The organism is Maribacter sp. MJ134 (genome assembly GCF_003970695.1).
Lineage (GTDB): Bacteria > Bacteroidota > Bacteroidia > Flavobacteriales > Flavobacteriaceae > Maribacter.
This window is the reverse complement of record NZ_CP034570.1, coordinates 532,952-556,118: the sequence shown is the minus strand read 5'-3', so window position 1 is coordinate 556,118 and position 23,167 is coordinate 532,952. Positions and strand designations below refer to the sequence as shown.

20 protein-coding genes are annotated in these 23,167 nt (G+C 39.0%); 2 read left to right on the top strand and 18 right to left on the bottom strand.

All coding sequences use genetic code 11. From position 1 onward, the window contains the following. Position 1 precedes the first annotated feature (1 nt). The 6 genes from EJ994_RS02350 to EJ994_RS02325 are packed head-to-tail and all read right to left on the bottom strand — an operon-like array spanning position 2 to position 6,413. On the bottom strand, positions 2–1,375 hold the full coding sequence (locus EJ994_RS02350) for an alkaline phosphatase family protein (RefSeq protein ID WP_126591031.1): 1,374 nt from the start codon (positions 1,373–1,375) through the stop codon (positions 2–4). A gap of 1 nt (position 1,376) precedes the next feature. Next, positions 1,377–2,570, bottom strand: a complete 1,194-nt coding sequence (gene eboE, locus EJ994_RS02345) for a metabolite traffic protein EboE (RefSeq protein WP_126591030.1) — start codon at positions 2,568–2,570, stop codon at positions 1,377–1,379. 6 nt (positions 2,571–2,576) lie between these two features. Then, a complete protein-coding gene (locus EJ994_RS02340) occupies positions 2,577–3,737 on the bottom strand; it encodes a 3-dehydroquinate synthase (RefSeq protein ID WP_126591029.1) in 1,161 nt (386 codons plus the stop codon). 5 nt (positions 3,738–3,742) lie between these two features. Beyond that, entirely contained in the window at positions 3,743–4,642 is a 900-nt protein-coding gene (gene eboC, locus EJ994_RS02335; protein ID WP_126591028.1) for a UbiA-like protein EboC, read from the bottom strand. Position 4,643: 1 nt separating this feature from the next. Continuing rightward, a complete protein-coding gene (locus EJ994_RS02330) occupies positions 4,644–5,552 on the bottom strand; it encodes a TatD family hydrolase (protein ID WP_126591027.1) in 909 nt (302 codons plus the stop codon). A 3-nt stretch (positions 5,553–5,555) separates the two neighbouring features. After that, positions 5,556–6,413: an EboA domain-containing protein gene (locus EJ994_RS02325; protein ID WP_126591026.1), complete on the bottom strand. Its 858-nt coding sequence runs from the start codon at positions 6,411–6,413 to the stop codon at positions 5,556–5,558. A 101-nt stretch (positions 6,414–6,514) separates the two neighbouring features. Between EJ994_RS02325 and EJ994_RS02320 the strand changes: the two genes are divergently transcribed. Next, on the top strand, positions 6,515–7,096 hold the full coding sequence (locus tag EJ994_RS02320) for a tRNA-(ms[2]io[6]A)-hydroxylase (RefSeq protein WP_126591025.1): 582 nt from the start codon (positions 6,515–6,517) through the stop codon (positions 7,094–7,096). Here EJ994_RS02320 and EJ994_RS02315 read toward each other — a convergent pair. The 9 genes from EJ994_RS02315 to rpsA all read right to left on the bottom strand — a co-directional run bounded on the left by EJ994_RS02315 (position 7,093) and on the right by rpsA (position 16,017). Beyond that, positions 7,093–7,992 (bottom strand): Ppx/GppA phosphatase family protein, encoded by a 900-nt coding sequence (locus EJ994_RS02315; RefSeq protein ID WP_126591024.1) that lies wholly within the window; start codon positions 7,990–7,992, stop codon positions 7,093–7,095. The genes EJ994_RS02320 and EJ994_RS02315 overlap by 4 nt on opposite strands. A 3-nt stretch (positions 7,993–7,995) precedes the next feature. After that, on the bottom strand, positions 7,996–10,080 hold the full coding sequence (ppk1, locus tag EJ994_RS02310) for a polyphosphate kinase 1 (protein WP_126591023.1): 2,085 nt from the start codon (positions 10,078–10,080) through the stop codon (positions 7,996–7,998). Beyond that, entirely contained in the window at positions 10,077–10,604 is a 528-nt protein-coding gene (locus EJ994_RS02305; RefSeq protein ID WP_317128093.1) for a SixA phosphatase family protein, read from the bottom strand. The genes ppk1 and EJ994_RS02305 overlap by 4 nt, the downstream gene beginning before the upstream one ends. Beyond that, complete coding sequence (gene pdxH, locus EJ994_RS02300) at positions 10,577–11,224, bottom strand: pyridoxamine 5'-phosphate oxidase (RefSeq protein ID WP_126591022.1); 648 nt, start codon at positions 11,222–11,224, stop codon at positions 10,577–10,579. The genes EJ994_RS02305 and pdxH overlap by 28 nt, the downstream gene beginning before the upstream one ends. A 107-nt stretch (positions 11,225–11,331) precedes the next feature. After that, positions 11,332–12,237 (bottom strand): ribonuclease Z, encoded by a 906-nt coding sequence (locus EJ994_RS02295; protein WP_126591021.1) that lies wholly within the window; start codon positions 12,235–12,237, stop codon positions 11,332–11,334. Beyond that, positions 12,234–12,566 carry a ribonuclease Z gene (locus EJ994_RS02290; RefSeq protein ID WP_099574444.1) on the bottom strand — a complete coding sequence of 111 codons (333 nt, stop codon included), beginning with the start codon at positions 12,564–12,566 and terminating at the stop codon, positions 12,234–12,236. The genes EJ994_RS02295 and EJ994_RS02290 overlap by 4 nt, the downstream gene beginning before the upstream one ends. 4 nt (positions 12,567–12,570) lie before the next feature. Next, complete coding sequence (locus EJ994_RS02285) at positions 12,571–13,500, bottom strand: aspartate carbamoyltransferase catalytic subunit (RefSeq protein WP_099574443.1); 930 nt, start codon at positions 13,498–13,500, stop codon at positions 12,571–12,573. A gap of 1 nt (position 13,501) precedes the next feature. Further along, a complete protein-coding gene (gene pyrR, locus EJ994_RS02280; protein ID WP_126591020.1) occupies positions 13,502–14,041 on the bottom strand; it encodes a bifunctional pyr operon transcriptional regulator/uracil phosphoribosyltransferase PyrR in 540 nt (179 codons plus the stop codon). Between the two features lie 134 nt (positions 14,042–14,175). Then, the gene (gene rpsA / locus EJ994_RS02275; RefSeq protein WP_126591019.1) at positions 14,176–16,017 is read right to left on the bottom strand and encodes a 30S ribosomal protein S1; all 1,842 of its coding nucleotides are present in this window, start codon (positions 16,015–16,017) and stop codon (positions 14,176–14,178) included. A gap of 263 nt (positions 16,018–16,280) precedes the next feature. On the opposite strand from rpsA, the gene EJ994_RS02270 reads away from it, so the two are divergent. Further along, positions 16,281–16,661 (top strand): LysM peptidoglycan-binding domain-containing protein, encoded by a 381-nt coding sequence (locus tag EJ994_RS02270; RefSeq protein WP_099574440.1) that lies wholly within the window; start codon positions 16,281–16,283, stop codon positions 16,659–16,661. Between the two features lie 100 nt (positions 16,662–16,761). Here the strand turns inward: EJ994_RS02270 and cmk are convergent, their stop codons facing one another. The 3 genes from cmk to EJ994_RS02255 form a co-directional block, all read right to left on the bottom strand. Further along, entirely contained in the window at positions 16,762–17,451 is a 690-nt protein-coding gene (gene cmk, locus EJ994_RS02265; RefSeq protein ID WP_126591018.1) for a (d)CMP kinase, read from the bottom strand. Between the two features lie 78 nt (positions 17,452–17,529). Continuing rightward, entirely contained in the window at positions 17,530–19,983 is a 2,454-nt protein-coding gene (gene lon / locus EJ994_RS02260; protein ID WP_126591017.1) for an endopeptidase La, read from the bottom strand. A gap of 207 nt (positions 19,984–20,190) precedes the next feature. Beyond that, entirely contained in the window at positions 20,191–23,136 is a 2,946-nt protein-coding gene (locus EJ994_RS02255) for a discoidin domain-containing protein (protein ID WP_126591016.1), read from the bottom strand. Positions 23,137–23,167 lie beyond the last annotated feature (31 nt).

Sequence of the window (23,167 nt, the reverse complement as noted above, 5' to 3'; positions counted from 1 at the left end):
CTTATTTTATTACGTGATCTTCAATGATTTTGCGTACAGCTACGGCTTTAATCATGGCCTCTTCCTGCGGTATGCTATAATTGGTAATTAACATAGGGTAATCTTCTATATCTTCTGGAATGCGCCCATGGGATCCTTTGATCAATGTAGCATCTACAGGTATAATATTCATTACCGTTCTAAAGCCCAACCTCTTTTTAAAAAGCTTCCAAAGCACCTTAGCAGTTACAAATTTATCCTTAGGATTGGTCAACATTTCAACGGGATCGTATCCCGGTTTTTTATGGATGTCCACCATTCTTGCATAATCTGGTGCCTTGGCATCATCCATCCAAAAATAATAGGTAAACCACGAATCCTTATCGGCTAGGACGACGAGGTCACCACAGCGTTCATGTTGCAAATGTTCTTTTTGGATTTCTGTTCCGGACAGCACCTGCTGTACGCCATCTATCTTTTGCAATAAGTTCTTAATGGCCATAATGCTAGATTTGTCCTTCACGTACACATGGGCTATCTGATGATCTGCAACGGAAAACGCATTACTAGCCCCAGCATCTAAAAGCTCTAGACCGCGCTCCGTTCTTATGCTCAGGTAGCCATTTTTCCTTAAGACCCGATTAAGGTGTACGGGATTATTTACATTAGTAATACCATACTCAGATAGTAGAACAATGTTTGCACCTTGGTTTTCATAATAATTTACCAACTCCGCCACTACCCCATCTATCTCCCGTAAATCTTTGGCGATGCTATCAAAATCAAGTCCGTAGCGCTGTAGATTGTAATCTAGGTGTGGTAAATAGATAAATGTTAAGGTAGGATCATGAAGTTTATCCGTTTCCATTGCCCCATCCGCTATCCATTGCGAAGAATTAATCGTGGTTCTAGGCCCCCAAAATTCAAATAAGGGAAAAGTACCTAAAGTGGCCTGAACCTTATCTCTCAAATCTGCTGGATGTGAATATATATCGGGTATTTTACGACCGTCCGCCAAATAATTAGGCCTAGGTGTTATGCTATAGTCTGCAGTGGAATACATATTGTACCACCAAAAATGGTTAGCACAGGTAAAGTCCGGGTTTTTTGCTTTTAAAACATCCCATACTTTCGGTTGTTGTACCAATTTATTGGACTGCCGCCAAAACTTAACCTCACATTCTTCCTTAAAATACCAACCATTGCCCACGACACCATGTTCCGATGGCCATTTACCGGTAAGGTATGTAGATTGCGCTGAACAAGTAACCGCTGGCAATACGGGTTTTATGTAGTTGAATGTTCCCTTTTCTAAAAACGATTTTATAAAAGGAGTATGTTCACCTATTAGGCGTTTGGTTAAACCTACCACATTGATGACTACCGTTTTTTTCATACTATAAGCGGTCTTTTAACCAGTTGATCTCACGAACAATTGAGTTCCCCAGATCTTCCTTTAGTTCAATAGGTAAGACATCCCAAGTATAGGTCTCTATCTCAAGATGCTCCGTCAGCGGATTCTCTTTTAAGAAAGTTATTACTTTTAAAATATGGTCTTGCGTAGAAAACAACGGGCCAAATTCTTCCACAAAAATGGGCACATGAAAATGGGCTCGCAGTTCCTTAAAACTATGCTTATTCTCTAAAACTACGGGAAGATCGTTATATGTTTTTACCCCATTATCCATTTTTTCCGTTACCTGATGTAAATAGGTGGGTTCGTTGAATTGTGAAAGTAATTTCCAAATCCTTGCATCATCCTTGCCATTAAACAAGATTTTCAGGGCAGCACTGACTTGAATCTTACCTACATTAATATGGGCCGATTTAAACTTCTTAAAAGTATCAGTAGGCTCCTCATAAGCCAAGGAAAAATGGCAAATATCATAACAAACGGTTATGTGCCTTTTTATAATGTTCTCAATTTCGGAAGCTTCAAGACCTAGCTCATCCTTCAACGTCATAAGTCCTATGGGAACTAAATATTCCTCATAAAAAGAGAGCACCTCATCACTATTCTCCAAGAGACCGTCCGGCTCTGGCTCTACATCTAAATGCATATATGTTCCGGTAACTCGCTCCAAATCAAAAAGATGTTTTGCTACCTTGATCATATTCCTAGCACCAAGCTCAAAAGCTCTGTTTTTATCCGCATTGGTCTTATGCCAATATTTATAACTAATGGGAGAAGTGGATATCCCTCCCGAAAGTCCTTTGGGCAGTAAGGTTTCTAGTTGATTGAAAAGCCTAATGGTATAGTCAACACGCTTCTGGGCCGTCCAATCTGGTGCGTGTACGTTTTCTTTCACCCGTTCATCATGAAAGTTTCCGTAGGGAAAACCGTTCATGGTAAATACATATACGTTGTTTTGATTTAACCATTGCTTAAAACCTACCATATTATTGCCCTGCCCTAATTCTTCACTGGCTTTATTGGACAAACGCAACCCTAATCCAAAGGAATGCTCCGGTGATACCTCTTGCTTAATTTTAGGAACGTAATCTTTCAAACTCTGGAAAGTACTTTCCCAATCCTGTCCTGGATGTATATTCGTGCAATACGAAAGATGAAAAGTATCTTCTATGAACATGTCTGATTATTTTAAAATTGGTTGGTCCCGGAGGTCTTCTATCGCTTTTCGCATTAGGGCTACATCTATTTCGTGTACATCGTGCTTTTTACCAATTTCGGATAGTAATGTAATGGTTAGTTTACCTCCTAAATGTTCCCTGAATTCTTCGATACCACCTAATAGTTGACTTATTTCTTCTCCTGTTCCTATCGGAAGTTGCAAATTAAAGCCTATGGTACTAAGCACCTCCAATATTACCTGCAATTCCTTTTCTGTAATTAGTCCAACTAAATGAGCATAGGTAACATCTAAGGCTATACCCATGGCAACGGCCTCTCCATGACGCAATTCATAATTGGTCATATGTTCTAGTTTATGCGCCGCCCAGTGCCCAAAATCCAGCGGTCTTGAAGAACCAGATTCAAAAGGGTCTCCTCCTTGCGCGATATGATGCATGTGCATTTGGGCGCATGTATAAATAACATGATGCATGGCATCCATCTCCCGCATCTTCAATGGGATGGCGTTTTTAGCTATATACTCAAAAAAAAGCTTGTCCTTTATCAGCGCAACCTTAATGGCTTCGGCAATACCGGAAATCCAATCGCGTTGTGTTAATGTCTTTAGAAAGTCGCTATCGTTTATAATCGCAAAAGGTGTGGCGAAAGTTCCCAAGAAATTTTTTTTTCCAAAAGCATTAACGCTATTCTTTACGCCAACGGCAGCATCGTTTTGCGCGAGTACCGTGGTAGGTATCCTAATTAACTTTACACCCCTATGGGCAATTGTAGCGGCATAGCCAACCATATCTATTACGGCCCCACCTCCTATGACAACCACAAAAGAATGTCTGCAAATAGCGTTTTCGTTGATGCCCTTGAGTATCGTATCTACGAGTTCAGCTTTGTTTTTGGACTGCTCTCCCCCCGCAATGAGTAGCGTCTGCGTATAATTTAAATGATTAGGGTTTGCTTCGCAATATGCTTCTATTTGATTTAACAAATCTGGATGCGCTGCAGAAACGACTTTATCGATTACGAAGAGTAATTTTATTTTTTCATCGGCTTTGTAACCCTTTAAAATATCTAGAAATACACTGTTGCCTCTTTGAAACAAACCTTGGGTAAAATACAAGTTGTATTCATACCGAACCGAAAAAGACTGTGTAATAGGCTTTAATTTCATATGGCTTAAGTAACCGCAAATAATTTAGAGAGTACTAAAGATAGGGGCAAAAGTAATAAAACGGCTAATCCAACATAAATATTGGAAAAACCAGCGGCCCAGCAGGCATCTATGACCACTAAGGATACTACCCCTACAATAACAGATTTCTTAATATTCTCGGGAGAATTTATCCGATATGCCTTCCATAGAGGCCTAAAAATTAAAACAACAAATAAAAATAGAAAAGGTAATGCCCATAGCAAATTAGTAGTATAAATACCGATAGCGAGCGTTAATAATACCACAACGACAATATACATCACCGCTGCTTTTATAATATGATTTTTGTTGTTGCCATGTACCTCCCCCCTACTTATTAAAGTAATAGCAAAAATATAGAGAACCGGAATGATAGCGACCCACCAAGTCGTGATATCTCCGATTATGGACATCCCCAACATAAGATTAAGACCTCTGCAAGTACCCATATTTAATGGGCCAAAAAAACCAAATTGCTTAAAATAAGCATCGTAAGAAAAGATTGAAGCCGTGAGCACCAAAGCAATTATTCCGCTTAATAGCGTTACGTTTAAAGCTAAGATTAACCCAACAAGAATTAATAGGCTACCCCAAAGTACGGCCTGCCGTAATGAGACTACACCATTGGGAATTGCTCTTTCGGGCCGTTCGACAGCATCTAACTTTGCATCGAAAACATCATTGAAAACTACGCCACCTGCATACAAGCATATTGACGAAACCACTAGTAAAATTAGTTTTGAAGCATCATCCGTAATAGCAACAAAATCATTGTTAATGCTAAAAAAATCAGCTATAGCCGCACCAGCAAGAATATCAGCTGCAGCAGTAGGCAAATTTGCAGGTCTTGCCAAACGGGCAAAACCCATAATTTTTTTTCTCATTCTAGGTGATTTGGTCATCATCAATCCGAGGTTTCTGACCACGTAGTACACTATTGTCGTTAAAAAGTTGGGACTGATCAATGCTATTTGGTTTCATCCAATGTTCCTCTTTCATTTTTCCGTTTTTACCAAAGGCATCTAATGCATTTTGATAGCATGTTTTTACGACATCCTCCTTGGGAATACCTCGTTTAAGCATTAATGAAGCTGTTTTTGGAACAGCTAACGGGTCGCTCACGCCCCAATCTGCAGAGCTATCAACGATAATATTAGTACTGCCAAATTTACGCACCAACTCAACCATACGTTCATTACCCATTTTGGTTTTGGGATAAATTGTGAAAGCTGCAATGAAACCTCTATCCAGTACCTCTTTTACCGTCTCTTCGTTATTATGGTCTATGATTACATTAGCGGGGTCTAATCCGTGTTCTAGACATACCTCCATACTTTTAATGGTGCCTGCCTTTTTATCTCTGTGTGGTGTATGGACCTGAACGGTCATATCCAATTCCTTGGCCATATCCAATTGCATCCTAAAGAACTTATCCTCTGCCGGAGTCTGGTCATCGTAACCAATTTCACCGATCGCCACAACATTGTCTTTATGCAGATATAGCGGCAACAATTCAATCACTTGTTCTGCTAGTGCTTCATTATTAGCTTCTTTGGAGTTGAGTCCTATCGTACAATAATGCTTTATCCCAAATTGACTTGCCCTAAAGGGTTCCCAACCTACCAAACTACTGTAATAGTCTTGAAAAGACCCTACTTGTGTTCTGGGTTGCCCTAGCCAAAAGGATGGCTCTATGACGGCTACAACACCTGCTGCAGCCATGACTTCATAGTCGTCTGTAGTGCGCGAGGTCATGTGCACATGCGGGTCTATTATCATCAATTTATCTTCCATTGTCTATTTCTTTAAGGTGTTCCAAGTTATTTCTTTTGATGCAATCTGTTTTTCCAATTTCGGATATTGGTTGAGCAATTTCAGTGCCCTATCATCTTGAGAATAAAAACAACAGAGTCCGCCGGCCCTATTTTCAATCTCATTGTCACTAGAAAGTAGACGTTCCATATCCAAAAGCAATACATCGTCTATGAATTTAGTTACCGGACGCCAAAACATAGGGTCAATATTCCTAGAGGCGGCCCACCGTTCATGTGCATAGTCCGAAATAATACGGGAAAGGTCCTTGTTTGCTCGCTCATCAACGGCTTGTATCAGAGATAAGTCCCTTTCCATAAAGGCAGCTTTAAGATACATTTGGTTCCATTGTTGGTCATTGAAATACTTAGCGGGATAGAGGTTATTTAAAGTTATAGCATCAAAAATGGTAGCGATGTTAGTGCGCAAAGCTTCTACTGCCGTATTCTTGAAGCGTTGGGCATCTGGCAATAAAACCAAATATTTTAAAAATGTTTCTAGCTCCGCCGTATCCGCAACCTCAATGATACGATTCACTTGAGGACTAAAGTGACCGAAATCTATTTCCAGTACTTTTACTAAAAGATAAATTCTTGACACTTCCAGTAAACTTGCCTTGTGGGCGGAAAACAAAGTAATTGCATCAGAAACCTTTGGGTTTGACTCCATGGATTGGTCTGCACTAAACTTTGAAGCCAATAGACTATAGCCCATGAACAAATCCCTTGTAGTTCGTGAATCTTCAATTTTAGCGATACGGTCTAACAACCAAGCCATTGCTTCTTGCTCGGCGCAAGAACTTAAGATCTCATAAATGTCCTTGCTTACGTGCATGTATGCCATCTGGAATAGTTTCTCTCAAAAATAATTATTAAAACCCATTATTCTTACTTTTGCAGCATAAAGCGTACACTGTTTATGCGGTGCAGTACTAAAAAGAAAATATGCTAGGTCTTAAACTACCAACGGACCCAAGATGGGTAAATATTGTTGAAAAAAATATTGATGAAATACTTACGGACCATGCTTATTGCGAACAAAAGGCAGCTAGCACGGCTATTTCCTTGATTGTCTCTTTCCCGGAGTATACGGAACTTATTGAAGAAATGATCGCCTTATCGCGAGAGGAAATGGGCCATTTTAAAATGGTACATGATAGAATCATTGCACGGGGAAAAACATTAGGAAGAGACCGCAAGGACGAATATGTGCTACAACTGGTTAAATTTTTCCCTAAAGGTGGTAGTAGAACCACACAACTGGTACATAGACTGCTTTATGCCGCACTTATTGAAGCAAGAAGTTGTGAGCGTTTTAGACTTTTGTCAGAGCAACTAGAAGATAAAGAATTGGCTGAATTTTATTATAAATTAATGGTGAGTGAAGCTTCTCATTACACCATGTTCTTGAAATTTGCACGCAAGTACGGTGAATTGGAAACCGTGAATAAAAAATGGCAGGACTTGCTTGATTACGAAGCGGAAATCATGAAAAATTTAAGCACTAAGGAAACTATTCACGGCTAAGCCTTATTTTCTTTTTGACTATAATATAGGTTTTTGATAATCCCGTCCGATAGTCCAATCTTGGGTACATGAATTTTTTTTGCACCACTCCACTTTGCTGCGGATAAAAATATTCGCGTTGCGGGTATGATAACATCCGCTCTATCGGGATTCAATCCCAATTCGGATACACGGTCGTCATAACTTAAACTTTCCAAAAAGCGATACTGTGCGTTCAGCCAAATATAAGACAAAGGTTCTCCCTCCTTTCTACCGGACATCTTATGCAATTTATTTATATTTCCCCCAGAACCTATAATCGATAGCTTTGGTGCATCCTTGACATTTTCTTGAATCCATTCTTGCAACCTTAACCAGGTACTTTCTTTTACTAAGTCCTTTAATAATCTTACCGTACCTAACTTAAACGACTTGGATAACTTTATTTTTCCTTTTGTAAACAAAGTAAACTCAGTACTACCACCTCCAACATCGATATACAGATAAGATTGGTCTTCCTTAATAATTTCCTTTAAATCCGTGGAAGCTATTATTGCTGCTTCTTGTTTGCCATCTATGACCTCTATCTGTATGCCCGATTTCTCGGCAATGAGATTGATGACCTCATTACCGTTATTGGCTTCTCGCATTGCGGAAGTTGCGCATGCCCTATAATTTTGGACACCAGCAACATCCATTAAAAGCTTAAAGGCCAGCATGGTCTTTACCATACGGGCTACATTGTGTTCTGAAATTTCTCCTACGGTAAAAGAATCCTCACCCAAACGAACGGGCACCCTGATAAGGGCACTTTTACGGAACTGTGTTTTCTTACCCTGCTCTTCTATTACGTTATGGGTCAACAGACGTATGGCATTAGATCCAATATCGATAGCCGCAAACTTTTTTACTTTCAAAAGTTACTCTTTTAATTTCTCAACATAATAATCATATAGTGCAAACTGAGAACGTACTTTTTTCCTATTGTCCTTTCGGTATGCATTGTCCTGAGCTTCATTGAAAACCCTTGCTTTTACATTGTCATTCCAGGAAATGTCAAATGTATCTATCAATTCCTGTTTAACATCCTCATCATAGATAGGACAACCAACCTCTACCCTATTCTCTAAGTTACGAGTCATAAAATCTGCTGATGAGATATAGACTTTAGTATCCCCGTCATTACAGAAAATGAACATTCTCGGATGTTCCAGAAATTTATCGACCACACTAATGGCCTCAATGTTTTCACTCATTCCTTTAACACCCGGAATTAAACAACAGATACCACGCACAATTAACTGTATTTTGACCCCTGCATTACTTGCCTTGTACAATCTATCGATCATACTATACGAAGTGAAGCTGTTCATCTTAATTCTTATAAACGCCTCTTTGCCTTGGTTAGCATTTTCAATTTCCTGATCAATCAAACTCTTAAACACTTTCGTAGTGTAGTGAGGCGATACGATCAGGTGCTTATATTTATTAATCTTATAGGTTGTTTCAAAAAAGTCGAAAACCTTGTTCAATTCCTTCAAAATGGGCTCGTGGGCCGTAAATAAGGTATAATCGGTATAAATTTTAGCCGTAGATTCGTTAAAATTACCCGTGCTAATAAAACCATAGCGTTTCATCTGCCCTTCTTCTTCCCGCTCAATTAAACAAATCTTACTATGCACTTTAAGTCCCGGTACACCAAAAATTAACTTAACCCCTTCCGCCTGCAGTTCTTCCGCGTAACGAATATTAGCATGCTCATCAAATCTGGCGCGTAACTCTATTTGTAGCGTAACCTGTTTTCCGTTCTTCACCGCATTTGACAAACATGCCGCTACCTGAGAATCATTTGCCAATCTGTACACCGTAATCTTAATGGTCTTGACCTTAGGATCCAATGCAGCTTCCCTTAGAAATTTGAGTACATAAGAAAAGGTATGATAGGGTGTATACTGCAAATAGTCCTTATCGGCTATTTTCTCCAGTAAGCTACCCTCCAAGCTTAAGCCCTTTACCGGTAATGGCGTGATTTTATCATATAACAAGTCTTGCCTACCTAAACTTGGAAAACTTAAGTAATCTCTCTTATTATGGTACCTTCCTCCCGGGATAACGCTATCCGTATCCTCAACGTTCATCTTTTCCTTTAAGAACTTCAAGGTATCCTTTCCTATTTTCTTGTCATACACAAAACGTACGGGGTCGCTGATTTTTCGATGCTCTACACTGGAGTATATCTTTTCGATAAAACTTTTGCTCAGGTCATTATCAATATCCAGTTCAGCGTCTCTAGTAATCTTAATCATGTGGGCTGAAATGGCACTATAATCGAACATCGTAAATATGCTATCCATACAAAAACGGATGACATCGTCTAGCATAATTACGTAATCCTTTGCTCCCTCTTTTGGTAACACAACAAATCGTTCGATTCCTTTGGGAATCTCTATTAAGGCAAACCTTTTTTCAACCTTACTGGAAGTTTCCCTTGTTCTATCATCCGGTTTTAGTAACATACGTATGGCCAAATAAGCCGCGGTATCCTTCAGCGTTGGGAATTCAGCATAATCGCTTAATATAATGGTGGTTAGCTGCGGACTTACATTTTGAAGGAAATACTTCTTTACAAACTCTTGTTGTTGATTTGATAATTCTTTTTCCGTAATCAAGAAAACATTTTGCTCCTCTAATTCATTTTCGATATCTCGGATGATATCAATACTTTTTGCCTGTTGCTTAATGACAATTTTAGTTATTTCCTCTAGTAAATCTTTGGCAACCTCGCCTCCTAAAACGCTTTTGCCTTTTTTACCTGCCTCTACAATTCGTTTTACCGTGGCATAACGCACCTTAAAAAATTCATCTAGATTATTAGAAAAAATTCCTGCAAACCGTAAACGTTCTATTAAGGGTACGTTCTTATCCGCGCTCTCTTGCAGGACTCGTTCGTTAAATCTAAGCCAGCTAATTTCTCTATTAATATATTGGTTCTTGTTCTTCATCATTTCTTTAACAGCTTTGGAAAAATGGTTCGTATCGTTGTTCCTTTGGAAAGCGACTCCCAAGATTGTATTGCAAATTGTAGCTGAACAAATCCTGCGGTCGGTACGTTTTCAATATGTTGATGTCCCAATGAATTGGTAATGTGTGTAAAAGCGTGGTTATGACCAAATAGCAAAACCGTGTTTAAATCGTTTGGCAGCTTTTTTACAAAATCTAATACATAATTCCCAGAAAAATCATAGAGTTCAGGGACTACCTGAAATTTATTCAACGGAAATCTTATCTGTCTCAGACAAATCATTGCGGTATGTAAAGCCCTGTTCGCCGGACTCGAAAATGCGAAATCTATGTTCAACTCCTGGGTTTCCAATTCTTGACCGATACGTTTGCTGTCGTTAATTCCTCTCTGCAGCAACGCCCTATCTTCATCATTCACATTTAGTTCCCAAGAGGATTTTCCGTGGCGCATTAATAATAGATTCTTCATTTGCTTTATACTTATGGCGCCAAGCGCTCTATTTTCCAATCAAAATCTTTTTGAAGCGTGTAACGTATTCTATCGTGTAATCTATTAGGTCTGCCCTGCCAGAATTCTATAGATACCGGCTTCACTATATAACCGCCCCAGTGGTCAGGTCTTTTAATTTCTTTTCCTTTGTATTCGGATTCCAAGGCCTCTAGTTTTTCTTCTAGAATATCCCTTGAGCTAATAACACTGCTTTGATCAGATACTATGGCTCCCAACTTACTTCCATCCGGTCTAGATTCAAAGTACCCATCGGATAGATTTAAAGCTATTTTTTCTGCGCTACCTTTTATGATTATCTGTCTTTCTAGATTGGGCCAAAAGAAAGACAGGCACAGCTTAGGGTTTGCGTCTATAGCCTTACCTTTTTCACTATTATAATTGGTATAGAAAATAAAACCCTCGTGATTGTACTTTTTAAGTAATACTACCCTGTTCTTTGGAAACCCATCTAACCCTAAGGTAGAGACGGTCATAGCGTTGGGCTCATCTAACCCGTCTGCCTGTTCCACTTCATAAAACCATGTTTGAAAAAGCTGCATGGGATTGTCGGGAATACTATCCTCTAACAATTCGCTCTTTTCGTATGATTTTCTATAACTACCTAAATCTTTCTGCATCTTTACACTTTAGAAGTAAGATACTCAAAGTTGCGGAAAAGAAGTGACAATTTAAAGTTGGAATTTTGCTTTTATCAAAATTTTAGTGAAAGGAAAGTACTTTGGACTTAAAATTGAAAAGTCTTCCCGTCTTCTGCAAGTTCCACATAAGGAAATAGGGTTTGCGCTTCCTCTTTGAATAGAGAGATACTCTTATATCTTGTAGAATAATGTCCTAAAATAAGTGTTTTTACCTCTGCCGATTGCGCAATGGTTGCCGCCTCCTTTGCCGTGGAATGTTTTGTTTTAACTGCTAAGGCCGATTCGGAATCTAAAAATGTAGCTTCATGATACAACACATCTACATTCTCTATAAGCGGAACAATGGTCGGCTTATAAACCGTATCACTGCAGAAGGCATATGATTTAGGTTTCTGAGGGTCCGTAGAGATTTTATTGTTGGGCACCACTTCTCCAGTATTGGAAACCCCATCCTTACCCAATTTAATATTCCTATAATATGCTTTATCTATACCGTATTTCTCTGCCGCAGCAATATCCAATTTGCGCTCCCCCAACTTTTCCTTGAAAAGGTAACCGTTGGTGTAGATGCGGTGTTCCAGTGGTATGGTCCTAACACTTACCTTCTCATCTTCATAGATTAATTCACTTTCGTTGGAAGTAAGTTCATGAAAGTACAAGTGATAGTTGGTCCAAGAATCTCCTAATTTTAATAAGAGTGTAATCGCTTCCTTTATACCTTTGGGACCGTAAATATGCATTTCTTTGTCCCTGCCCAAAAGACGAAAAGTAGAAATAAGTCCGGGAAGACCAAAAAAGTGGTCTCCATGGAGATGCGAAATAAAAATGTGGTTAATTCTAGAAAATTTTATTTTGTGTTTGCGCAGTTGCACTTGGGTTCCTTCACCACAATCTATCAAGAACATATGATTCTTAATTTCAAGAACTTGAGCCGTAGGATTCGTTAGTGTTCTTGGAGTAGCGGCATAACAACCTAATATTGTTAATTTCACAGGCCCAACTCTCTTTCGATTTCTTCCATTTCAATAATATCCTTAGCCTCTTGGATGGTAGGGGTTACTATGATTTCTTCAGGAACATCATCATAAGATACCTTGTCCGTTACTATGACAAAGGATTTGCCATTTTGCTTATGCTTCTTAGAAAATTGTAGAAACTCTAGCACATCTCCCGTTGTAAGTTTCTCAAAAGAGAAAAGGTTCAAAACCAAATTATCATTCGCAACCTTTTTATATTCCCTTTCTAAGTTTTCCAAAAACGCGGCTATAGAAATCTTTTCCTGATAGACGATTGACGTATTCCCCTCTTTATCAAAAATCATAGGTCTATTGTTTTATTTTGGAAGCTAATAAATAGATTACCGCCATACGTATAGCAACACCGTTCTCTACTTGGTTTAGTATTATGGATTGGTTGGAGTCCGCCACATCACTTGTAATTTCTACACCTCTGTTTATGGGGCCTGGGTGCATAATTACAATCTCTTTGTCCAAACTATCCAGAAGCTCTTTATTTACTCCAAATTGTTGTGTGTATTCCCTTGTGGTTGGGAAATAGCTAATATCTAAACGTTCGTTCTGTATGCGCAGCATATTGGCAACATCGCACCATTCTAACGCCTTTCTCAAATTGGTCTCAACGCTTACACCGAGAGATTCTATATATTTGGGAAGCAGTGTTTTAGGACCGCACACTTTTACATTTGCACCTTGCAATTTTAATGCGAAAATATTGGATAAGGCCACGCGAGAATGCAGAATATCCCCCACTATAACAACATTCTTGTTCGCCACATCGCCTAGTCTTTCCCTAATCGAATAAGAATCTAACAATGCCTGTGTAGGATGTTCATGAGCACCATCTCCTGCGTTGATAATCGCGGCCTTTACGTGCTTCGAAAGGAAAATACCCGCTCCAGGATTCGGATGGCGCATTACCACCATATCAACCTTCATGGATAAAATATTATTGACCGTATCTATTAAGGTTTCTCCTTTTTTAACGGAAGACTGGCTAGCCGAAAAATTCAACACATCGGCTGAAAGTCTCTTTTCTGCCAATTCAAACGATAGTTTTGTCCGCGTACTGTTTTCGAAAAATATATTGGCAATTGTAATATCCCTAAGCGAGGGTACTTTTTTTATGGATCGGTTAATTACTTCCTTAAAATGGTCAGCAGTTTCAAAAATGAGTTGAATATCCGACTCATTCAAATATTTTATACCCAACAAGTGATTTACACTCAGTTCGCTCATCTTACCTATTCATCAAATAAATTACATCCTTACCGTCATTCTCCTTCCACATTACTTTTACTTTTTCATCATCTATAGCATCTACCTGTCTTCCCCTATAGTTGGGCTGTATGGGCAAATGACGACTAAACCTCCTATCTATAAGGGTTAGAAGTTCAACTTCAGACGGTCTACCAAAAGATTGTAGCGCCGTAAGCGCGGCATTTATGCTTCTTCCTGTATAGAGCACATCATCAATTAAAACCACTTTTTTATCTTCAACTAGAAAATTGATTTTGGTTTTAGTAGCCTCAAGTGTTTTATCACCCCTTCTAAAATCGTCACGAAAGAACGTCGTGTCCAAAAACCCAAGATTAATATGTTTTACCCCATATTCCTCTTTTAATATTTTACATAATCTATTGGCAACAAAAATACCCCTTGGCTGTATGCCAATGAGCGCTGTATTTTCAAAATCTAAATGGTTTTCAAGAAGTTGGCAAGCCAAACGATGAAGAATGATGTTTATTTCTTTTGAGGAAAGTAGTACTTTTTGACTCATAGATGACCGCAAAACTTTGCTAAAAACAAAAATAGACAATTCTATTAAATAATCTTTTACCTTACCCCTAAAGAAAAAGCCTCAATGAATTCATTGAGGCTTTTGGTACTATTATAAAGTTAAAATTACAGTGCTTATTTCTTTTTCTTAGAATCAGCCTCCATCTTATCTTTTAACGCTTGTAATGCATCATTAGCATCTCCCAATGTGGGTTTAGCCTCATCTGCAGCAGCAGCTTGTCTCTTAACGGCCGCTTTTACATTACGTTTCTCTTCCTCTCTGAAGATTGCTGTATGACTAGCAACAACTCTCTTGAAATCTTTGTTAAACTCAATGATCTTAAATTCAGCTTCCTCTCCCTTGCCAAGTTTCTTACCATCTTCTTTTTCTAAATGACGTTGTGGTACAAATGCCGTAATATCATCATTGAACTCAATGGTAGCTCCCTTGTCAACAATTTCGGTAATCGCTGCCTTGTGAACCGTATCTAAAGCGAATTCCGTCTCATACTTGTCCCAAGGATTCTCGGTCGTCTGCTTATGACCAAGACTTAACTTGCGTCCTTCTACATCTAACTCCAATACTTCAACTTCCAAGGTGTCACCAACATTGGTAAATTCTGATGGATGTTTGATTTTCTTGGTCCAAGAAAGGTCAGATATGTAAATTAGACCATCTATTCCTTCTTCTAATTCTACGAACACTCCAAAGTTGGTAAAGTTTCTAACGATACCTTTGTGTTTAGAACCTACAGGATATTTAGTCGTAATATCCGTCCATGGGTCTGGCGTCAATTGTTTGATACCTAAGGACATCTTGCGATCTTCACGATCCAAAGTAAGTACTACAGCTTCTACCTCATCACCTACTTTTACAAAGTCCTGTGCGGAACGTAAATGTGTAGACCATGACATTTCAGAAACGTGTATTAATCCTTCAACACCTTCAACAACTTCAATAAACGCGCCGTAATCCGCTATTACAACTACTTTACCTTTTACTTTGTCACCAATCTTGATTTCATCACTTAGCGCTTCCCAAGGATGCTTCTCTAATTGCTTAAGACCTAATTGAATTCTAGACTTGTTTTCATCAAAATCAAGGATTACAACGTTCAATTTTTGATCTAGCTCTACCACCTCGTTCGGGTGATTGATTCTGCTCCAAGAAAGGTCTGTAATATGTACGAGACCGTCAACACCACCAAGATCAATGAACACACCGTAAGAAGTAATGTTTTTAACAACACCTTCCAGTACTTGTCCTTTTTCTAGTTGACTGATGATTTCTTTTTTCTGCTCCTCAATATCCGCTTCGATAAGCGCTTTATGGGAAACAACAACGTTTTTGAACTCATGGTTGATTTTCACCACCTTGAATTCCATTGTTTTATTTACATACTGGTCGTAATCGCGGATAGGCTTCACGTCTATTTGAGAACCTGGCAAGAACGCCTCGATTCCAAAAACATCAACGATCATTCCACCTTTAGTTCTGCATTTTACAAATCCACTAACAATTTCTTCTTTATCGTGCGCCGCATTTACACGGTCCCAAGCCATAATCGTACGTGCCTTTCTGTGCGAAAGTACCAATTGACCGCTTTTATCCTCACGGATGTCAATAAGCACCTCTACCTTATCACCTACTTTTAAATCTGGATTGTAACGGAACTCGTTCAAGGAGATAACACCTTCGGACTTTGCGTTAATATCAATGATTGCCTCCCTATCCGTAATGTATACTACCGTTCCTGTAACTACTTCCTCATCGGCAGTATCTACAAAGTTCTCAGCTACCAATTCTTCGAACTCCTTTAATTTGGAATCTTCAACACGCTCAATTCCTTGCTCGTATTTCTCCCAATTAAAGTTTTCTAAAAATTCTTGTGGATCTTGTTTTGGTGTCTCCACCGCTTTTTCTTGTGCAACTTCAGCAGTTTCTACTACCTCAGCTTGTGTTTTTTCTTCAGCCATTTGCTGATCATTAATTTGTATCCTGTATCGTTTTTAAGAGCTAAACAACAGATACAGAAGTTGTTATATAAATTTTTGTTTTCCCTTTTCCGCTCTTAGTAATGTTGTAAAAAAGGTTTGCAAAAATACAATTAAAAAAGGTTTATACAAAGAATAGTTTCCACAGAAAAAGAATTATTTCAGGATTTACTTTTTTTTAAGTTTAAAGTCTTTAAATATTGCTATCTTACCACGAGAATTTTTAACCATTAAAAATAAGCAACATGAGCGTTAAAGCTAAATATCAAGGTGTTCTAGACCTTGGCGAACAACTAGGAATTAAAGATGGAAATGTAACCGAAGAAGGTGGTGTCCTAAAAATAAAAGGAGAGGCGAATACGCCTTACGAAAAGGATTTATTATGGGATAAAATAAAAGCCATCGGAGGCGAAAGTGCTTCGGACATCAAAGCAAATATTTCTGTTGGCGATAGTTCTGTTTATCACAGACATACCGTGGCCAGCGGAGAATCTCTAAGTAAAATTGCAAAGCACTATTATGGTGATGCAATGAAGTACAAGCAAATATTCGAAGCCAATACAAATATCTTGAAGAATCCGGATGTGATTCATCCTGATCAAGTTTTGGTTATTCCAAATCCATAGTTGGACGTTAGACAAAATTTAAAAATGCCGATGACATATCATCGGCATTTTTTGTTTGTATTATTGAATTTTCAAACAGCCTTGGATAAATACATCAGACTTACCTATCTATAACGTGTAAAGCATGATTGTGTAACCTTTCAAACTGCTCTTTTAGACCCATATCACTATTATCGAATTCCACGGCATCATCAGCTTTTTTCAAAGGAGAAATTTCACGATGAGAGTCAATATAGTCACGCTTCTGAACATTCTCTAGAACATCTTCATAAACTACGTTATCTCCCCTCTCCAATAGTTCTTTATATCTTCTATACGCCCTTTTTTCGGGAGATGCAGTCATGAAAATTTTAAGTTCGGCATTAGGAAAAACCACGGTACCTATATCCCTACCGTCCATTACAACACCTTTTTCCTTACCCATTTCTTTTTGTAGCTCTACCAACTTGGCTCTAACCTCTTCTATTTCTGCGACTTGGCTTACGTTCCTAGACACTTCCAAAGTGCGTATATCTTTTTCTACATTCTTACCATTCAGAAACATTTCTGCGAAACCAAGTTCTTCGTTATAGGAGAATTTTAAAACAATGTCCTCTAATGACCTTACTAATCCGTCAAAATCGTTTTTACCAGAACCTATGAACCCTTTTTGCATTGCAAATAATGTAACCGCCCTATACATAGCACCTGTATCTACGTAGACGTAGCTCAGTGCTTTTGCTAATTGTTTGGCTAGAGTACTTTTCCCTGTAGAAGAAAATCCGTCTATGGCTATGGTAATTCTTTTCATCTAAGCTAAATAACAACTTTCAGTTTACTAAAATAGTTAGAATTAGTGCTCATGCATAACCTTAGGGATGACTATTTTTTACGATAAGGACTTTGCGTTTTTAACTTTAGTATTCGTTATGGCTATAGCTATCACTTCATGCATCTCTTTTACATAATGGAATGTGAGGCCCTTTAGGTAGGATTCTTTAATTTCCTTTATATCTCGTTCGTTGTCCGCACAAAGAATTATTTCCTTGATTTTAGCACGTTTGGCCGCTAGTATCTTTTCTTTTATACCACCAACGGGTAACACTTTACCCCTTAAAGTAATTTCACCCGTCATCGCTAAACTTTTCTTTACTCTTTTTTGGGTAAATAAAGAGACTAGCGAGGTAAGCATCGTAATACCAGCGCTTGGACCATCCTTTGGTGTTGCTCCTTCCGGCACGTGTATGTGAACATTATAGTTTCCAAATACCGAGCTGTCAATTCCAAACCGCTCTGCATTAGACTTGATATATTCCATGGCTATGGTAGCCGATTCCTTCATTACCTTGCCTAAGTTACCTGTGATGTTCAAGGTGCCTTTTCCTTTCGATAAAATGGATTCTATAAATAGTATATCTCCACCCACACTTGTCCATGCAAGACCAGTAACAACGCCCGCTACTTCATTGTTCTCATATTTTCCGCGTTCCATTTTGGGCGCGCCAAGCACATCAATAATGTCTTCATTGCTGATCTTTACATTATAAGATTCTTCAATTGCAATGGACTTGGCCGCATAACGCACCATCTTAGCGATTTGTTTTTCCAAAGAACGCACGCCAGATTCACGGGTATACCCCTCAACGATTTTTTCTAATTGTGGCTTTGCAATTTTCAAATGTGTTGCGTCCAAACCATGTTCCGCTAATTGTTTAGGGAGCAAATGCTTTTTTGCGATCTCCACCTTCTCCTCTATGGTGTAACCAGTTACGTTTATAATTTCCATACGATCGCGTAAGGCCGGCTGAATTGTTCCAAGGCTATTTGCCGTAGCTATGAACATGACTTTAGAAAGGTCATATCCCATCTCAAGGAAATTATCATAAAACTCGCTATTCTGCTCAGGATCCAATACCTCTAGCATCGCGGATGATGGATCGCCCTGATGACTATTGGAAAGTTTGTCTATTTCATCTAAAATAAAAACCGGGTTAGAAGTCCCCGCCTTTTTAAGGCTCTGTACAATTCTACCGGGCATTGCTCCTATATACGTTTTTCTGTGACCTCTTATTTCAGCCTCATCCCGTAATCCCCCCAGGGAGATACGCACGTATTCCCTTCCTAAAGCCTCAGCTACAGATTTTCCCAAGGATGTTTTACCCACACCTGGAGGTCCGTACAAACATAGAATTGGGGATTTCATATCGTTACGAAGCTTCAGAACCGCTAAATACTCAATAATCCGTTTCTTAACATCTTCCAAACCGTAATGGTCCCTATCTAAAATACGCTCCGCACGCTTCAGATCAAATTTATCCTTTGAGAATTCGTTCCAGGGCAAATCTAGAAAAAGATCTAGGTAATTACGCTGTATGGAATATTCTGCCACTTGGGGGTTCATACGTTGCATTTTTGCCAATTCCTTGGTAAAATGCTCCTTTACCTTTTTACCCCACTTTTTCTTTTTGGACTTATTACGCATCTCATCAATCTCCTCATCATAAGAAACTCCACCCAATTCTTCTTGAATGGTCTTCATTTGTTGATGTAGAAAATAATCGCGTTGTTGTTTATCTAGATCACTTCTCACTTTAGACTGAATATCATTTTTCAATTCTAATTTTTGAAGTTCTACATTCATATACTTTAATGTAGCAAGGGCTCTCTCCTTTAGGTCACCGATTTCCAACAATTCCTGTTTGGCTTGGACTTCCAAATTTAAATTGGACGAAACAAAGTTGATTAAGAAAGAATCGCTTTGAATATTCTTTATAGCAAAGGAAGCCTCGCTCGGAATATTGGGATTGTCGCGTATTATCTTTAATGCTAAATCTTTTATTGATTCTATAATAGCCGAAAACTCTTTGCTGTTTTTTTCAGGTCTGGTTTCCTGGGTTTCCCTTACAGTAGCGGTCAAATACGGCTTTTTGGAGAGTACCTCGGCTACCTCGAACCTTTTCTTTCCTTGAATGATTACCGTGGTATTTCCGTCTGGCATTTGAAGCACTCTTAAGATACGGGCAACGGTTCCCAGTGTATTAATATCCTTTACATCGGGATTCTCAGTTTCCTCGTCTTTTTGCGAAACTACACCAATTACCTTTGAGCCGTTATTGGCATCTTTAATCAGGCGAATAGATTTATCTCTCCCGGCAGTTATAGGAATTACCACCCCGGGGAACAATACCGTGTTACGCAATGGCAGAATAGGCAAGGTTTCGGGTAGTTGCTCACTATTCATCTGCTCCTCATCCTCCGCCGTCAAAAGCGGGATTAACTCAGAATCCTCATCGATTCCCTGCAAGGACATATTGTCAAAATTTGAAAATTTAGAATCTCCCATACCTATATTTCGGTCATTCTGTCATTAAAATGACGATGACATCTTTTTTTAAATCTTTGTGAATATTGCGGAACAACTATTAATACTTAGTCGTCCGCATCTTTAGCTATATTTTTCAAATCAATAATTCAATTCTTATGCCAAGCTTAAAAAAAAACCTTAGACCATGGTCTAAGGTTTCATAAATTTATGTAACGTAAGAAGATTTTATTTTTTCAATAGGACGACTGACCTGCTCGTCTTTCCTATTTCTCCATCCACAATAACATAATAAATACCATCTATTAGACTATCCAAATTTATAGATGCAACCGTTTCATGATTTTCATCCAATACCACTTTTATCATACTCTGACCCGCAGAATTTATAATGTCAATAGTAATTGCAGTACCAAGATACATTGACAGGTCTATATTTATAATTCCCTCCGTTGGATTGGGGTATATAATTATATCATTTTCTTGGATACCACCAGACAAGATTTTCGTATCATTTGTTAAACTTAGTGTCTTGCTAGTAACTGTATTTTCCCTCAATACAATGTTCCTGAAAGAACTATCTTGGACATTAGCGTTACTATCCTTGTCACCGGCGAAAACAAGATAGGCGAAACCACCTGTGAAATACTGTCCAACGGGTATGGAGAACGAAACCCAATCACTACCGCCGTACGTACGGAAATCCTGATTTCCATAGTTTTGAGTTCCCGCCAACTGAAACGAACTTACAGCATCAGAACTTTCAAGAGTATTATCATTATCAAAACCGATTCCATGTATCTCGCCAAGACCGGTAACACGCAAATCGAACTCCAACACCGTTCCAGAAGTAATCTCGTAGGACAACGGCACCTTCTTCCAAGAGTTGCCCGTCATTCGCAACGTGCCGCCGCCGTCCAACACCTCATGGGAGCCATTGTCCTGAGAACCCGGAGCATAAGAACTAACCACCTCTCCAACATCGTTAACGCTCAAAAGACCATCAGGATCAGCCGACTCAAAAGTAACTATTATATCATCAATGAAACCGCCATCGTCCGTAGTTACGGTAATTGTCGTTTCACCAATGGATAGTGCGGATATCCTACCGTTCTGGTCAACCGAGGCTATATCATCATCGGAAACACTCCATGATACATTACGGTCCGTCGCATCCGAGGGCAAAATCTCATAAGATGGATTACCTACGGCACCAACGGAAAGAGTAAGCTCCTGAGGATTAACAACTATTCCCGAAACGGCAACAGGTGAAACTTCCCTCAATACAATGTTCCTGAAAGAACTATCTTGGACATTAGCGTTACTATCCTTGTCACCGGCGAAAACAAGATAGGCGAAACCACCTGTGAAATACTGTCCAACGGGTATGGAGAACGAAACCCAATCACTACCGCCGTACGTACGGAAATCCTGATTTCCATAGTTTTGAGTTCCCGCCAACTGAAACGAACTTACAGCATCAGAACTTTCAAGAGTATTATCATTATCAAAACCGATTCCATGTATCTCGCCAAGACCGGTAACACGCAAATCGAACTCCAACACCGTTCCAGAAGTAATCTCGTAGGACAACGGCACCTTCTTCCAAGAGTTGCCCGTCATTCGCAACGTGCCGCCGCCGTCCAACACCTCATGGGAGCCATTGTCCTGAGAACCCGGAGCATAAGAACTAACCACCTCTCCAACATCGTTAACGCTCAAAAGACCATCAGGATCAGCCGACTCAACGGTAATTGTCATGATTTTTTCACAGTCCTGAATTATTTCGGTCGTGCTAATGGTAATTTCAGAGGCAGAAGCCCAGGCTTCCCCGTTAATCTCAGCTAAAGATACCAATCTTACATATTGCCCCAAAGTAGTTTGAAAATTAATGGTTTTAAGACTATTATCTCCTACCCAATTACCTTGAACCAATGGGTTGCCCCAATCATTGGTATTGTCACTTATATATACTTCATATTGGACGATTGTACCATTTAAGATATTATCTTGTCTTGGTAAATATGTTAGACCATTGATCTCAAATGTACCTCCCAAATCAAATTGAATTTCATGAGGTTGGCTATCATTAGTATTACCAGACCATCTGGTGTGCCATATTGTAGAAGAATTTCCATCTAGGACATTGATTGCACGACCGTCTTCAGCATCTACTTCTTCACTGTCGGTAAAAACTACTGAAATATCTGGATTATTAGCACCTGAACCACTCAATTGAGTGATAAAGGTATAGTCTCCTTCTTGAGATTTTGAAATATCAGTAAGTGTGTAACCGTCTAAACTATTCCCATCAAGATTTAATCCTTCGGGAGAAATTATCTCATACTCAACTCCATCTGGAAAAAGACTCAGTGTAATATCGTCACCCTCTTCTAAATTGACCTCAGTGCCTTGTATGCTTGTCAAACCATTTATGCTATACTGTGTAAAAATATCATTGCACACTAAGGTTTCATCCGTTCCTATATTCACTGTTAAGGTCTTGGTGCATCCATCAGCTGTTGTGAATGTGTAATTACCGGAATTCGATAAAGTGACATTACCCAGATTGTAATTGTCTTGTTCGAATGAGCCATTTGGTAATGTAATTGTCACGTCAATACCGTTTGGAAGTATGCTGAGAACTAGTTCGTCACCTTCATCCAAAGTAATTTCCTCGGCACCACTTTGCCAAACACCATTTATCCTATATTCTTGTTCTATTAAATTACAGTCTCCTGCTATTCTAACATCAATAACAGCAGTACATCCGCTAGCAGTGGTGAGTGCATATTGCCCTAAATTATTATTTTCAATTCTACCGTTGCCTCCATTAAAAGTGTTAATTTTATATGAAGTTGTATCTTCGAAGTTCGGAAAATTATCTATCGAGCTAAATGTATTTTGTTGATTAAAAGGTAAGGTAACAAAGTATTCTTCGTCTGTGGCAACATTTGCTCTGATATATACCTCATCGCCAATATTAACATTGGCTACATTTCCCGTTTGCCATGAACCGCTAGCGCCAATTTTAAATTGAGCGCTTATAGTTCCCACTTCGCAGGTGACAACATCGGGATTATTCTGTTGTACGCCCAAATCATAAAATGCTTCAATTTCATTAGGACCCAACGCACTATTAAAAACCTTCAATTCATCTATGCGACCGTCCAACTCATCCGTAATTCCACTGATACTTTGAACC

Excerpts from the sequence above, each read along its gene's own strand:
- EJ994_RS02350 (WP_126591031.1), bottom strand. The coding sequence starts at position 1,375 with ATGAAAAAAACGGTAGTCATCAATGTGGTAGGTTTAACCAAACGCCTA.
- eboE (WP_126591030.1), bottom strand. The coding sequence starts at position 2,570 with ATGTTCATAGAAGATACTTTTCATCTTTCGTATTGCACGAATATACAT.
- EJ994_RS02340 (WP_126591029.1), bottom strand. The coding sequence starts at position 3,737 with ATGAAATTAAAGCCTATTACACAGTCTTTTTCGGTTCGGTATGAATAC.
- eboC (WP_126591028.1), bottom strand. The coding sequence starts at position 4,642 with ATGAGAAAAAAAATTATGGGTTTTGCCCGTTTGGCAAGACCTGCAAAT.
- EJ994_RS02330 (WP_126591027.1), bottom strand. The coding sequence starts at position 5,552 with ATGGAAGATAAATTGATGATAATAGACCCGCATGTGCACATGACCTCG.
- EJ994_RS02325 (WP_126591026.1), bottom strand. The coding sequence starts at position 6,413 with ATGGCATACATGCACGTAAGCAAGGACATTTATGAGATCTTAAGTTCT.
- EJ994_RS02320 (WP_126591025.1), top strand. The coding sequence starts at position 6,515 with ATGCTAGGTCTTAAACTACCAACGGACCCAAGATGGGTAAATATTGTT.
- ppk1 (WP_126591023.1), bottom strand. The coding sequence starts at position 10,080 with ATGATGAAGAACAAGAACCAATATATTAATAGAGAAATTAGCTGGCTT.
- pdxH (WP_126591022.1), bottom strand. The coding sequence starts at position 11,224 with ATGCAGAAAGATTTAGGTAGTTATAGAAAATCATACGAAAAGAGCGAA.
- EJ994_RS02290 (WP_099574444.1), bottom strand. The coding sequence starts at position 12,566 with ATGATTTTTGATAAAGAGGGGAATACGTCAATCGTCTATCAGGAAAAG.
- EJ994_RS02285 (WP_099574443.1), bottom strand. The coding sequence starts at position 13,500 with ATGAGCGAACTGAGTGTAAATCACTTGTTGGGTATAAAATATTTGAAT.
- pyrR (WP_126591020.1), bottom strand. The coding sequence starts at position 14,041 with ATGAGTCAAAAAGTACTACTTTCCTCAAAAGAAATAAACATCATTCTT.
- rpsA (WP_126591019.1), bottom strand. The coding sequence starts at position 16,017 with ATGGCTGAAGAAAAAACACAAGCTGAGGTAGTAGAAACTGCTGAAGTT.
- EJ994_RS02270 (WP_099574440.1), top strand. The coding sequence starts at position 16,281 with ATGAGCGTTAAAGCTAAATATCAAGGTGTTCTAGACCTTGGCGAACAA.
- cmk (WP_126591018.1), bottom strand. The coding sequence starts at position 17,451 with ATGAAAAGAATTACCATAGCCATAGACGGATTTTCTTCTACAGGGAAA.
- lon (WP_126591017.1), bottom strand. The coding sequence starts at position 19,983 with ATGGGAGATTCTAAATTTTCAAATTTTGACAATATGTCCTTGCAGGGA.